General features: G+C 73.4%; 11 protein-coding genes and 1 tRNA gene. 6 read left to right on the plus strand and 6 right to left on the minus strand.

Going from position 1 to position 13,153, the window contains the following annotated elements; genetic code table 11:
• Positions 1–8: 8 nt before the first annotated feature.
• The gene (gene glmU, locus ACIQVL_RS34155; protein ID WP_403477280.1) at positions 9–1,457 is read right to left on the minus strand and encodes a bifunctional UDP-N-acetylglucosamine diphosphorylase/glucosamine-1-phosphate N-acetyltransferase GlmU; all 1,449 of its coding nucleotides are present in this window, start codon (positions 1,455–1,457) and stop codon (positions 9–11) included.
• A gap of 114 nt (positions 1,458–1,571) precedes the next feature.
• A tRNA-Gln gene (locus tag ACIQVL_RS34160) sits at positions 1,572–1,646 on the minus strand.
• Positions 1,647–1,933: 287 nt separating this feature from the next.
• On the opposite strand from ACIQVL_RS34160, the gene ACIQVL_RS34165 reads away from it, so the two are divergent.
• Positions 1,934–3,256, plus strand: coding sequence for a sensor histidine kinase (locus ACIQVL_RS34165; protein ID WP_403437221.1), 1,323 nt, complete (start codon positions 1,934–1,936; stop codon positions 3,254–3,256).
• 18 nt (positions 3,257–3,274) lie between these two features.
• Here the strand turns inward: ACIQVL_RS34165 and ACIQVL_RS34170 are convergent, their stop codons facing one another.
• Complete coding sequence (locus ACIQVL_RS34170) at positions 3,275–3,772, minus strand: SUKH-3 domain-containing protein (protein ID WP_403437223.1); 498 nt, start codon at positions 3,770–3,772, stop codon at positions 3,275–3,277.
• A 79-nt stretch (positions 3,773–3,851) separates the two neighbouring features.
• The gene (locus ACIQVL_RS34175) at positions 3,852–4,391 is read right to left on the minus strand and encodes a YwqJ-related putative deaminase (protein ID WP_403477281.1); all 540 of its coding nucleotides are present in this window, start codon (positions 4,389–4,391) and stop codon (positions 3,852–3,854) included.
• 299 nt (positions 4,392–4,690) lie between these two features.
• Between ACIQVL_RS34175 and ACIQVL_RS34180 the strand changes: the two genes are divergently transcribed.
• The 5 genes from ACIQVL_RS34180 to ACIQVL_RS34200 all read left to right on the plus strand — a co-directional run bounded on the left by ACIQVL_RS34180 (position 4,691) and on the right by ACIQVL_RS34200 (position 10,995).
• Positions 4,691–5,686 (plus strand): SMI1/KNR4 family protein, encoded by a 996-nt coding sequence (locus ACIQVL_RS34180; RefSeq protein WP_403437227.1) that lies wholly within the window; start codon positions 4,691–4,693, stop codon positions 5,684–5,686.
• An 8-nt stretch (positions 5,687–5,694) separates the two neighbouring features.
• Entirely contained in the window at positions 5,695–8,265 is a 2,571-nt protein-coding gene (locus ACIQVL_RS34185; protein WP_403477282.1) for an SUKH-4 family immunity protein, read from the plus strand.
• A 103-nt stretch (positions 8,266–8,368) separates the two neighbouring features.
• Positions 8,369–9,292, plus strand: a complete 924-nt coding sequence (locus ACIQVL_RS34190; RefSeq protein WP_403477283.1) for an RNA polymerase subunit sigma-70 — start codon at positions 8,369–8,371, stop codon at positions 9,290–9,292.
• A 91-nt stretch (positions 9,293–9,383) separates the two neighbouring features.
• Positions 9,384–9,950, plus strand: a complete 567-nt coding sequence (locus ACIQVL_RS34195) for a dihydrofolate reductase family protein (protein WP_403437232.1) — start codon at positions 9,384–9,386, stop codon at positions 9,948–9,950.
• Between the two features lie 157 nt (positions 9,951–10,107).
• Positions 10,108–10,995: a cellulose-binding protein gene (locus ACIQVL_RS34200; protein ID WP_403437233.1), complete on the plus strand. Its 888-nt coding sequence runs from the start codon at positions 10,108–10,110 to the stop codon at positions 10,993–10,995.
• Between the two features lie 15 nt (positions 10,996–11,010).
• Here ACIQVL_RS34200 and ACIQVL_RS34205 read toward each other — a convergent pair whose 3' ends face one another.
• A complete protein-coding gene (locus ACIQVL_RS34205; RefSeq protein WP_403477284.1) occupies positions 11,011–12,621 on the minus strand; it encodes a cation acetate symporter in 1,611 nt (536 codons plus the stop codon).
• Positions 12,618–13,082 (minus strand): DUF485 domain-containing protein, encoded by a 465-nt coding sequence (locus ACIQVL_RS34210; RefSeq protein ID WP_403477285.1) that lies wholly within the window; start codon positions 13,080–13,082, stop codon positions 12,618–12,620. Before ACIQVL_RS34210 ends, ACIQVL_RS34205 begins: the two co-directional genes overlap by 4 nt.
• Positions 13,083–13,153 lie beyond the last annotated feature (71 nt).

Raw genomic sequence — 13,153 nt, forward strand, 5'->3', positions numbered from 1 at the left:
GTTTCCGGTCAGTCCTCGCTCGCGCCCCGCCGGGAAGCCGCCTCGGCGGCCTTCGCCGCCGCACTCCCCGGACGCTTCCGGGCCACCCAACCCTCGATATTCCGCTGCTGGCCGCGGGCCACGGCCAGCGAACCGGGCGGCACATCCTTCGTGATCACGGACCCGGCAGCGGTGTACGCACCGTCCCCGACCGTGACAGGCGCCACAAACATGTTGTCCGAACCCGTCTTGCAGTGCGACCCGACGGTGGTGTGGTGCTTGCTCTCGCCGTCGTAGTTCACGAACACACTCGCCGCACCGATGTTCGAGTACTCGCCGATCGTCGCATCACCGACGTACGAGAGATGCGGAACCTTCGTCCCCTCCCCGATCGACGCGTTCTTCGTCTCCACGTACGTACCGATCTTGCCCTTCGCCCCGAGCCGGGTTCCCGGCCGCAGATAGGCATACGGTCCCACGCTCGCGTCCGCACCGATATGAGCGGAATCGGACACCGTGTTGTTCACCCGCGCCCCGGCGTCGACCCGGGTGTCCTTCAGCCGGCTGTTCGGCCCGACCTCCGCACCCTGCCCGAGGTGCGTCGCACCGAGCAGCTGCGTGCCCGGATGCACGACGGCGTCCTGTTCGAACGTCACGGTCACGTCCACCCACGTCGTCGCCGGGTCCACGACCGTCACGCCGTCCAGCATCGCCCGCTCCAGCAGCCGGTCGTTGAGGATCCGCCGTGCCTCCGCCAGCTGCACCCGGTTGTTGATCCCGGCGATCTCCCGGTGGTCCACCGCCACCGACGCCCCCACCCGGTGCCCGGCCTCCCGCAGGATCCCCAGCACGTCCGTCAGGTACTCCTCGCCCTGGCTGTTGTCCGTCCGCACCTTCCCCAGCGCGTCCGCCAGCAACTGGCCGTCGAACGCGAACACCCCGGAGTTGATCTCCCGGATCGCCCGCTGCTCGTCCGAGGCGTCCTTGTGCTCCACGATCGCCGTCACGGCCCCCGAAACGGCGTCCCGCACGATACGGCCGTAACCGGTCGCGTCAGGCACCTGCGCCGTCAGCACGGTCACCGCGTTGCCGTCACCGTGATGCGCCTGGGCGAGCCGCTTCAGCGTCTCCCCGGTCAGCAGCGGGGTGTCCCCGCACACCACGACCACGGTCCCCTCGACCGCACCGCCCAGCTCCTCCAGCGCCATCCGCACGGCGTGCCCGGTGCCGTTCTGCTGCTCCTGCACCGCGGTACGGACGCCGGCGTCGACCTGACCGAGATGCGCGGCGACCTGCTCACGCGCGTGCCCGACGACGACGACCAGGTGCTCGGGGTCCAACTCGCGGGAGGCGGCGAGCACATGACCCACCAGGGAACGGCCGCAGATGTCGTGCAGGACCTTGGGTGTGGCCGACTTCATACGGGTGCCCTCACCCGCTGCGAGAACGACGACGGCTGCCGGGCGAATGGCGCTCACGGGGTTGCCCTTCGGCTTTTTGGATGGTGGGGGTGACATCCGCAGGATACCGGGGCGTTTCGTGGGGGACATGGGAGCGGGCCCTGACGGAGCTGTCAGGGCCCGAACCGGGCGTGGCTCCCCCGCCAGGACTCGAACCCGGACAGATGGCACCAAAAGCCACAGTGCTGCCAATTACACCACGGGGGAATATTCTCGACTGAACCGGACATTTGGTCAGGTCGTCGAGTGGCGCCTCCTACTATGCCGTACCAGGCGCCTTCGATGCGACGGTACAAGTCGGCTGCGCCCTGGACCCGGTGGGGCGGCTGTCGGCTCCCGGGGCTCCCGAAGTCCCGTACTCGCCGGATGGATGTGACATACCGTCCGGGCGGAATGACCGGCGCATTTCGGCGTTGTTCGGTTACGGAGTGTGCTGTGGGCGAGTAGACGAAACTCACCGGAAAAGCCCACCCTCGCGCCCGTAGGCTGGAGGCATGACCACGACGGGGGCAGACCACGCGACGGCCTTGAGAGGGCCGTGGTGGTGGTCGCGGTGGCGTAGTGCGGTGCTGGACGTGGGGCTCGCGCTGGTGTCGGCGCTGGAGTGTGCCGCGGAGGGGATTCCGTTCGCGCGGGACGCGGGGATCCCGGTGTCGGCGGGGATCGTGTTCGGTCTGCTGGCCGGTTCGGTGCTGGTGCTGCGCCGGAAGTGGCCGATCGCCGTGGTGCTGGTCGCGATCGCGATCACGCCGGCCCAGATGGGCTTCCTGATGGGCATCGTCGGCCTGTACACGCTGGCCGCGGCGGAGCTGCCGCGGCGGATCATCGTGGCGCTGGCGGGGATGACGTTCCTGGGGACGTTGATCGTGACGTTCGTGCGGGTGCGGCAGAGCATGGCGCGGGGGGATCTGACGCTGGGGGACTGGTTCGTCCCGTTCGCGGCGCTGGCGACCTCGCTGGGGTTGACGGCGCCTCCGGTGCTGCTGGGGTTGTACGTGGGCGCGCGGCGGCGGCTGATGGAGAGCCTGCGGGAGCGGGCGGACAGTCTGGAGCGGGAGCTTCAGCTGCTCGCGGAGCGCGCTGAGGAGCGCGCGGAGTGGGCGCGGGGTGAGGAGCGGACCCGGATCGCGCGGGAGATGCACGACGTGGTGGCGCACCGGGTGTCGTTGATGGTGGTGCATGCGGCGGCGTTGCAGGCGGTGGCGCGGAAGGATCCGGAGAAGGCGGTGAAGAACGCGGCGCTGGTGGGGGACATGGGGCGTCAGGCGTTGACGGAGCTGCGGGAGATGTTGGGGGTGCTGCGATCCGGGGAGGCGGCTCAGCGGCGTTCGGCTGCGGCGTCGGCCCCGGCCTCGGTGCCGTTGGCCGCCGTGGGTGTGGCGGCCGCGGTGGCCGCTTCGCGGGTGGTGGCCGAGGAGGAGGGGCCGTGGCTGTCGGAGCTCGAGGTGCTGGTGGGGCAGTCGGCGGCGGCGGGGATGGTGGTGGATCTGTCGGTGGAGGGGGATGCGCGGTCGTACGCGGCGGTGATCGAGCAGACGGCGTTCCGGGTGGTGCAGGAGGCGCTGACGAACGTGCACAAGCATGCGGCGGGTGCGAAGACGCATGTGCGGTTGGCGCACCGGGTGGCGGAGATCGCGATGCAGGTGGAGAACGAGCCGCCGCCGGAGCCGGCGTCGGCGGCGGCCGTGGGGCTGCCGTCGGGTGGGAACGGTCTGGTGGGGATGCGTGAGCGGGTGCTGGGGCTGGGCGGGGTGTTCGTGTCGGGGCCGACGGATGCCGGGGGTTTCCGGGTGTCGGCGGTGATTCCGGCGACCTGACCTGACCGGGGCCGGGGCTTAGGTCTGGGTGGTGAGGCGTCGGGGTTCGACGCCGGCGATGAGGGCGGTCAGGGCGTGGTCGATGTCGGGGCCGACGTACCAGTCGCCGGTGTGGTCGAGGGTGTAGACGCCGCCCTCGGCGTCGATGGCGAGGACGGAGTGGGTGTCGGTCTCGGCGCCGAGGGGGCAGATCTCGGTGTCGAGGGCGCGGCCGAGGTCGCCGAGGGTGCGGGCGAGGTGGAGGCCGTGCAGGGGGTCGAGGTGGAGGGTGGCGGGCGCGATCTGGCGGCCGGTGCCGGTGGGGTTGATGTGCAGGCCGCCGAACTCGGCCCAGGCCTCCACGGCGGCGGGGAAGACGGCGTGCCGGTGTCCGGCGGGTGAGGCGTGGTCGCGCAGGGCGTCGGCCCAGACCTCGGCCTGTTTTATGTCCCAGCGTCCGGGTTGCCAGCCGGCGGCGCGCAGGGCTGCGTCGACGGGCACGGAGAAGCGCGTGGTGGAGGTGCGGTCGGCGTGCATCTGCCCTTCGATCGTCCTGGTTGGTGTGCGGGTGCGGCGTGTGGCGTGTGGCGTGTGGCGTGCGGGGGTGGGGTGTGCGTCAGGCGTCGGTGGTGGTGGGGTCGACGACGCGGACGCCGAAGTGGGCGGTGAGGGCGGCGCAGGCCCGGCAGGGGGCGGCGAAGCTGCCGTGCAGGGGGTCGCCGTCCTCGCGTATGCGGCGGGCGGTGAGCTTGGCCTGCTTGAGCGACTTGCGGGCTTCGCCGTTGGTCATGGGTTTGCGGGCGGCGCGTCTGCTGCGGGCGTCGTCCGCCGCGCTGATGTGCCGGGAGATGAGGATGGCCTCGGCACAGCGGCCGGTGAAGCGGTCGCGCTGTCCGCTGGGCAGGGTGTCGAGGAACTCCTGGACCAGCGGGTGCAGCGGGGGCGGCTGGTCGCCGCGGGCGGCGGTGCCGGTGAGGGTGGCGCCGCGGACGGAGAGGGCGGCGGCGACGGTGGGCAGGATGCCGTCGCGGCGGTGCTGGAGGGTGGGCGCGGGAGGTATTTCGCTGCTGCTCCAGCCGATGCGGGGGTCGCCGTCGGAGACGCCGTGGACGGCGCCGGACATGGCGGTGTGTGGTCCCGTCTGTGTGGTGTTCATGATCGTCTTCCCCTCCCGGGCATCCCCCCGAAAGTCACAGACTGCCAAATCCCGTGGCGGGTGCGGTAGCTGGGGCGGTGCGACACGCCCGGGTCCGGGCAGGCTGTCACGGCGGGGTGACGGCTGGTCACGGAACCGGAGGCCCGGTGACCGGGGTTCGTGTACCGCATAGGCTGTCGGCAACCGCGACGGGCGCGGTCGACGCGTCTGGGACGTGGGAGAGACAGCCGGATACGGGCCGTGCCGCGCCGCAGGGGCGTGATGCCGGTTCGTACAGAGTGCCGCAGGGGGCAACCGTCATGACGACAGGTCGGCTCGGGCAGCAGGCCGCGCCGCCGAACGCGGCCTATGCCGGGCAGGTCGTGCATTTCCCGGATCCGGTCCGGGCGGCACGTCACCCGAGAGGGGTACGGATCGACGAGCGTGGCTACCCCGACTTCTCGCCCTACGCGCGTGCGGCGGCGGAGATCGCCGATCCGCCGGAGGGTTTCGGCGTCGACGAGTTGCGGCTGACGGACTTCGTGTCCGCGAACGCGGTGCTGGCGGCCTCGGGGCACGAACTGTGGGACACGGTGCCCGCGGTGGCGACGCCGCACGGCTGGACGTGGCACCACGTGGCGGGGTCGCGGCGGCTGGAGCTGGTCCCGGTCGAGGTGAAGGCGTTGCTGCGGCACCACGGCGGGGTGGCGACGGCGCGGGTGGACCACGACAAGCGGGGGACGCGGCCGTTGCAGGAGACGCGGCCGGCGCACTTCGGGCTGCCGAAGTCGGGTGTGGCGGTGTCGGAGTCGCAGGTGCAGGGGGTCGAGGAGGACCTCGGGTACCGGCTGCCGGGTGCCTACCGTTCGTTCCTGAAGGCGGCGGGCGGCTGTGCGCCGGTGGGTACGGCGCTGGACGCGGGCCTCGGACTGCTGGTGGACCAGCCGTTCTTCACGGTCCGCGACGAGGCGGCGGTGAACGACCTGGTGTACGTCAACAAGTGCCTGCGCGACCATCTCACCAAGGACTACCTGGGCGTCGGCTTCGTGCAGGGCGGTCTGCTGGCGGTGAAGGCCAAGGGCGACCGGCTGGGTTCGGTGTGGTTCTGCGCGTACGACGACGCGCGTGACGTGGATCCGGGGTGGCCGCCGGCGGAGCGGGTGGAGCGCCTGCTGCTGCCGTGCGGTGAGGACTTCGACGTGTTCCTGTCGCGGCTGGCGGGGTCCCCGCCGGAGTTGGAGACGGTGGCGAACCTGATGGTCGACGGTGGTTTCGCGCGTGCCGTGCCGGTGTCCTCGACCGGCTCGGGGGAGTGAGGTCCGGCATGGTGACGTTCGCGCAGGCGCAGGAGCGCGCGGAGGAGTGGATCAACGGGGACGTGCCCGCGTACCAGCATCGTGAGGTGCGGGTGCGGGAGTTCGGTCTCGGGTTCGTGGTGTGGGGCGAGGACCGTTCGGAGGGTCCGCGGTCGGACGGGGGCGGGCAGCGGCTGGTGATCGCCCGTGACAGCGGCGATGCCACGCTGTGGCCCGCGCTGCCGGTGGGCGAGGTGATCCGCCGGTACGAGGAGGAGTACGGCCGTGAGGCGGAGGTCGCCGACGCGGTGCCTGCGCCCGCGGCCCGGGTGGACCTGAACCAGACGTCGTTCCTGTTGAGCCCGCCGGAGTGGCTCCAGGAGGCGGCGGACAAGCTGGGTATTCCGGATCGGCGGCCTGGCGGTGACGGCGCCGGCGCCGGTGCCGGTTCGGTTCCTGGCTCCGGCTCCGGCTCCGTTTCCGGTGGGCTCGCCGAGACGCAGGCCGGGGTGCCGGCGGCCTCCGGTGCGGCTTCCTGGGCCGGTACCGACACCAACGCCGATGCCGGTGAGGACCGTTCCGTCCCGTTGCCCGCGACGGTGTTCGCGCCGCCGCTGGGCGATGCCGACGACGGGGCTCTGGGAGAGGCCGAGACCGCGTTGATGGCGGGGGGCAGCCAACTGCCGCGCACCGCGGTGAATCCGGCGCTCGACGAGGCTGGTGCGCAGGGCGGCCCGGGTGCGCAGGGCGTGCCGGGCATCCGGGCCGGTGCGCCGCAGGGCAGCACGCCCCCGCCGCCTCCGGGTGATGTCCCGTCGTACGGCTACCCGCAGGGACCGGCGGCCCCCGGCACGCCCCCGCCGAGCGCGCCGCCGCGCCCGCAGGCGCCCGCCACGCCGCCCGCGCCCTCTTACGGCTACCCGCAGGCTCAGGCTCCGGCCGCTCCGGGGCAGTCGCTCGCGCCGAACGCCAGTGACATAGCGGACGCCGCGACGAGCCGGGCCGCGCCTCCTCCGCGCAGGGCGCGTGGCGGGGCCGGTGCGCCGCCTCCGCCGCCGGGCGTACCGGGAGCGCCGGGCGTCCACCTCGGGGGCGCGTCGCAGCCGCCCGCGGGTGGCTATGCGCCGACGCAGATGGTGTCGGCGCCGGGTCCCAAGGGGCCCGAGGGTCCGGCGCAGGTGCCGGGCGCGCAGACCCCGCCGGGCGCCCCCAACCCGCCTGGTGCGCCGGGTGCTCCGGGCGGCCCGCCGCCGGGCGACGTTCATCGTGCGGCCACGATGCTGGCCGACCCGGGCGGGATGGGCGCGGGAGTGCAGCAGCCTCCGGGCGCCCCCGGCGCACCTTTCGCCCCCGGCGCGGCGCAGCCTCCGGGCGCCCCCGCCACGCCTCCGGTGTCTCCCGCGCAGGGTTCTGCCGGTGGTACGGGCGGCGCGGCGGTTCACCACGCGGAGACCGTGCTGGCGGGGCCCCCGGTGGGTGCTCCGCCGGCCCCCGGCAGGCCGCCGGGCGCCCCGCAGATGCCGCCGCCGATGCCGGCCGGGGCGATGCCGCCGCCCGGTCAGCCCGTTCCCGGTCAGCCCGTGCCGGGGCAGCAGCCGCCGGCGTACGGCTACCCGCAGCAGGGGCAGCCGACGGTCGGGCCGGGATACCAGGCGGTGCTGCGCTACCGGGCGCAGGACGGTTCGGAGCAGCAGCTGATCCGGCGTTCGGCGCCGGGCACGCCGCACCCGGAGTGGCAGATCTTCCACGAGCTGCGGGCCATGAACGTGCCGCCGGACCAGGTGCTGGAGCTGCACACGGAGCTGGAGTCGTGCGAGCTGCCGGGTGCGTACTGCGCGCGGATGATCCGGGAGCAGTGGCCGCAGGCGCGGCTGGCGAGCATCGCGCCGTACGGCACGGATCACGCGAGCCGGCAGCAGGGGATGCGGCAGTTGCTGGCGCATCAGGGCGAGTTGCACCAGGTGGCGGCGGGTCCCGCGCGGCCCGCGCCGGTGCGGGCGCCGTTGCCGCAGGTGCAGGCGGCGCCGCCGATCCCGCCGGAGGCGGTCGCGCAGGAGCTGGCGGCGGCCTTCGGACCCGGCGTGTTCCGGTTCGAGCAGGCGGCGGTGTCGCGCCAGGGCGTGCCGCCGGTCGTGGCGCACACGCTGGTGGCGGCGGGGCTGCCGCTGGACATGGGGCCGTTCTTCTGGGCGCAGGCGCAGCCGGGCCGGCCGGTGCCGACGCTGGCGGAGCTGGCGCAGGAGCGCGGGCTGCGGCCGGCGTCGGACGCGGCGTCGTACCTCGTGATGGGGACCGACTTCGGCAAGGCGCTCTGTGTGCAGTACGGCACCGCGAACATCGTGGCCGTGCCGGTGGAGGCGGGGCCGGGCGGGGCGTCGGTGCCGCCGCAGTTCGTGAACACGGGGCTGCCGGAGTTCGCCCGCTGCCTGGCGCTGCTGGGCCGGATGTGGCGGCTCAGGTTCGGCCTGAACCAGGAGCAGGCGGGCCGCTGGACCGTCGACTTCCAGGCGCAGCTGGCCTCCCTGGACCCGGCGGCGCTCGGTTCGCCGGAGAGCTGGTGGTCGGTGCTGCTGGAGCAGATGTGGGACGGGTTGCTGTAGGGCGGGGGTAGGACGGCCGTACCGGGGCCGGTCGGGTCGGGAGACCGGACCGGCCCCCACGCGCGCGTGCCCGGCTGTCGTACCGCGCGGGCATGATGGGCGGATGGACTTCGAGCCGTACCGGGGCGAGTTGGTGGCGTACTGCTATCGGATGCTGGGCTCGTTCCACGAGGCCGAGGACCTGGTGCAGGAGACCATGCTGCGGGCCTGGAAGGCCCGTGAGCGCTACGACCCCGCCCGCGCCTCGGTGCGGACCTGGCTGTACCGGATCGCGACGAACGTGTGCCTGACGGCGCTCCAGGGGCGCGGGCGGCGGCCGTTGCCTTCGGGGCTCGGGGCGCCCGGCACGGACCCGGAGGCGCCGCTCACGCCCGCGCCGGACGTGCCGTGGCTGGAGCCGTTCCCCGACGCGCGCTTCGACGTGGAGGCGCGTGCGGATCTGCGGCTCGCGCTGGTGGCGGCGCTGCAGCTGCTGCCCGCGCGGCAGCGTGCGGTGCTGGTGCTGCGTGAGGTGCTGGAGTTCAGTGCCGCGGAGGTCGCCGATCAGCTGGAGACCTCGGTGCCGGCCGTGAACAGCGCGCTGCAGCGGGCGCGTGCCGCGCTCGCGGAGGCGGCCGGGGCGGACGAGGTGAGCGAGCCGGACGATCCCGTTGTGCGGGCGGCGGTCCTGAGGTACCAGCAGGCGTTCGAGGCGGCCGATGTGCCGGCGCTGGTGCGGCTGCTCACCGACGACGCGGTGCTGGAGATGCCGCCGGTGCCGCTGTGGTACCGGGGCCGCGGCGACTACGGCCTGTTCATGGAGCGGGTGTTCCGGCTCCGTGGCACCGGCTGGCGCGTGCGTTCCCTCACCGCGGGCGGCCAGCCTGCCCTCGCCGCGTACGCCCCCGGTCCGGGCGGTGCGCACCGGCCGCACTCCGTGCAGGTCCTCACGGTCACCGGTGACGGCCGGATCGCGCGCAACGTGGTGTTCACCGACCCGCGCGTGCTGGCGGCGTGCGCGCCGGCGCGGCCCTTTGCCGCCGGCTGAGAGACGGCCGGAAGAAACGTCCGACGCGGCGATGAGTCCGCCCGGTGCCGCCGGTACGTACCGGTGACCATCGAGCGAAGGGACAACCGTCATGAGCGTTGTCGTCATCGAGTTCACCACCCTGGACGGGATCGTGTCCGACCCCGACGGCTCCGGGGGCACGCCGTACGGCGGCTGGATCTTCCGGTTCGGCCGGGAGGAGATCTCCGGGGACAGGTTCGGTCTGGGCCGCACCCTGGACGAGGGGGTCGTCCTGCTCGGGCGTGCCACCTGGCAGGCCTTCGCCCGGGTGTGGCCGGGCCGGGACGACCCTTTCTCCACGCGCCTGAACGCCGCGCCGAAGCTGGTCGCCTCCCGCTCCCTGTCCGACGCGTCCGACCTGTCCGCGTGGTCGAACTCCCGTCTCCTCGACGGGGATCTCCTGGACGCCGTCAGGACCGAGCGGCGGGACGTGATCGTCATGGGCAGCATCGGGGTCGTCCATGCCCTGGCGGCGGCCGACCTGGTCGACGAGTACCGGCTGCTGGCCTTCCCCACAGTCCTCGGCACCGGCCGGCCGCTCTTCCCGGCCGGCGGCCCGCCTGCCGAACTCGAGTACCTGTCCGCGGAACGCGCGGGCGCGACGGTGCTGACCCGCTACCGAAGGGCGCGCGGCTGAGTCTTCGCGCCCCCTGACGCGCTTCCCACCGCCTGGTGCGGCGTGCGGTGTTTCCGGCGCGGCATGCGGAGTGTCGCGTTATGAACACTTACGTCCGATCCATCAAGATATCCGCGAAATCATCATTTCGTGCGGGTCCGGCGGAGAGGGGTTCCAGGTGAGCAGCGCATCGATGTCGCCGTACGAGTTCGTGACCGTCCGGGGGCGTGGCTACCGCCCCGACCAGGTCGACACGTTCATGGTGGAACTCGGTGAGGACCGGGACGCGGCGTGGGAGCGTGCCGCGCGGCTCACCGTGCTCGCCAAGGAGATGGAGGCGGAGGCCGGGCGGATGCGCGCCGTGCTCGAGGAGCTTCCGCCGCAGACCTACGAGGCGCTCGGGGACCGCGCGCACCGGATCTTCCGGCTCGTGGTGGAGGAGGCGAAGACCCTGCGCGAGGGCGCCCGTCGCGAGTTGACGGAGGGGGTCGGGGAGGCCGCGGCGCGCGCCGACGGTGAGTGCGACGCGGTGCGGGAGCGGGCCGACGCGCTCCGCGCGGACACCGAGGAACGCGCCCGCCAGATGCTCCTCGCGGCGAGCGCCGAGGCGGACGCCATCCGCATCGGCGCCCGTCTGGAGGTCAAGGAGCAGCGGGGCGAGGCTCTTTCGGCCCTGCGCGAGGTGCGGCAGCGCACCACCGGGATGCTCGCCGAGCAGGCCAAGGAGCACGCCGAACGCTGGGCCGAGGAGGAGCGTGAGGAGGCGGCGCGCGCCGCCGCGGTCGACGCGCACAACGCCGAACGCATCGCGCGCGCCGAGGCCGCCCTCGCGGAGGCGGAACGGGCCCTGGAGGAGGCCGGGGAGTCGGCGCGCCGCTCCGAGGAGGAGGCACAGGTGCGGGCCGAGGAGGTCCTCGCGGAGGCCAAGGTCAGTGAGGAGCGCATCGCGCGGGAGACCGAGCGGGTGCTGCGCGAGCACGGCGAGACCTGGGACGACGTGCAGGCGCACATGGACCACATGCGGGACAGCCTCGTGACGCTGACGGGGCGCGCGGCGGCGGAATAGCGCCCCGCCGCGTCCTCAGTCGCCCCTGCGTACCGCCCCCGCCAGGATCCACCCCTCCACCGCCTCGTACTGCCGGCGCTGTTCCGCGGCCCGGCGCCGGCCGGAGGCCACCGTCCCCAGCCAGCCCAGGAGGAACCCGGCGGGGATGGAGACGAGGCCGGTGGTGGTGAAGGGGAACCAGTTGAAGTCGGCGTGCGGGAAGGCGGCGCCCGGCGAGCCCGAGACCAGGTTGGTGCCGGGCATCAGGAGCAGCACGGTGAGGGTGCCGCCGAGCAGGGTGCACAGCAGGCCGGTGCGGGTGTAGCGGCGCCAGAAGAGGCCGTAGACCAGGGCGGGGGCGAGGGCGGAGGCGCCGACGCAGAAGGAGAGGGTGATCAGGGGCTGCAGGCTGTGGTGCTGGACCAGGGTCGCCAGCAGGATCGTGGGGACTCCTATGGCGAGCGCGGAGACGCGGGCCAGGGTCATCTCGCGGCGGGGCGGCATCTCCTGGACGCGGGTCGCGAAGACGTCGTGGGCGAGGGAGTTGGCGCAGGCGAGGATCATGCCGGCGACGGAGGCGAGCAGGGTCAGGAAGACCGCCGTGGTGACGGTGGTGAAGAGCAGGGTCTCCGCCGTCGAGACGTCGGTGCCGAAGGCCGCGCGGGAGCCCAGCAGGTAGGCGGTGTTGCCCTGCGGGTCGGCGGCGGTGACGGCGGCGCGGCCGAGAAGGGCGGTGGCGCCGAAGCCGACGACGCTGACCACCAGCACGAACAGGGCCACGCACGACACCGCCCAGGACATCGACCGGCGGACCTGGCGGGCGCCGGCGGCGGTGTACATGCGCATGGTGATGTGCGGCAGGCAGGCGCCGCCGAGGACGACGGTCAGCTCCGAGCTGATCATGTCCAGGCGGGGGGCGGGGCCGCCGGTGAACTGGAGGCCGGAGCGCAGGTACGCGGTTCCGGCGCCGCTGCCCCGGGCCGCCGCGGTGAGCAGGGCGCCCGGGTCCCAGCCGAAGCGGTGCAGGACCAGCAGGGCGACCACGGTGCCGGAACCGAGCAGCATCACGATCTTCAGGATCTGGATGAGGGCGGTGCCCTTCATGCCGCCGATGGCCGCGTAGCTGATCATCAGGGCGCCGAGGCCGATGACGCAGCCGGTCTGCACGGACTCGTCGGAGAAGCCGAGGACGAAGGCCATCAGCTGTCCGGCGCCGGCGAGCTGGACCAGCATCAGCGGCAGCAGCGCGGCGACGGTCACCGCGCAGGCCGCGATCCGCACGCTACGGCCGGGCATCCGGCGGGCCAGCGCGTCACCCATGGTGAACCGGCCCGCGTTGCGCAGCGGTTCGGCCAGCAGGAACATCAGCAGCAGTAGCGACAGGGCCGTGCTGAGGGCGAGGACGACGCCGTCGTAGCCGCACAGGGCGATCACGCCGCCGGTGGCGAGGACGCCGGCCCCGGAGATGTAGTCGCCGGCGATCGCCAGGCCGTTGCGGAGCGGGGAGAGGGAGCCGTAGCCGGTGTAGAACTCGTCGAGGTCGTCGCGGTCCGGGCCGGTCATCACGCACAGCAGGAGGGTGAGCGTCGCGACGACGGTGAAGGCGACCAGCGACATGGACTGGGCGGAGCCGCTGAAGCCGGTCACCGCAGGGCCCCGCGCCTGGCGTCCAGTTCCGCGGTGCGGCGGATGCGGTCGGCGAGCGGGTCGACGTGGCGGCTCGCGGAGTGCTCGTAGAGGGCGATCGCCAGCCAGGTGACGGGAAGCTGGAGGAGGGCGAGGAGCAGGCCCGTGGGCACGCCGTCGGCGACCGTACTCGTCATCAGGCCCGGGGCGAACGCCGACAGCGCCAGGAACAGGGTGAAGTAGCCGAGCGCGGTGAGGGTCGCGGTGCGCCGCCGGAGGCGGTAGGCGCCGCGCAGCATCCGCAGGTCGCTGTGGTGGCCGACCGGCTCCCGGTGCGGCACGTGGCGGGGTCTCGGCGGTTCGGGCGGCAGCGGCTGCCAGGGGTAGGCGAGGCGCGACGGGTCGTGCGGGAACAGGCCGGAAGGGGCTGCGGAGTCGGCTGGTTCGGCTGGGTCGGCTGGGCCGGAAAGGTCGTGGGACATCCCGGTGCTCCTTGCGTGGCTCGGGTCCGTGGCGGCGGACCGCAGGGAGAGGAGGGAGCGGGGGACGCACG

Source organism: Streptomyces sp. NPDC090499, from assembly GCF_044769305.1.
GTDB lineage: Bacteria > Actinomycetota > Actinomycetes > Streptomycetales > Streptomycetaceae > Streptomyces.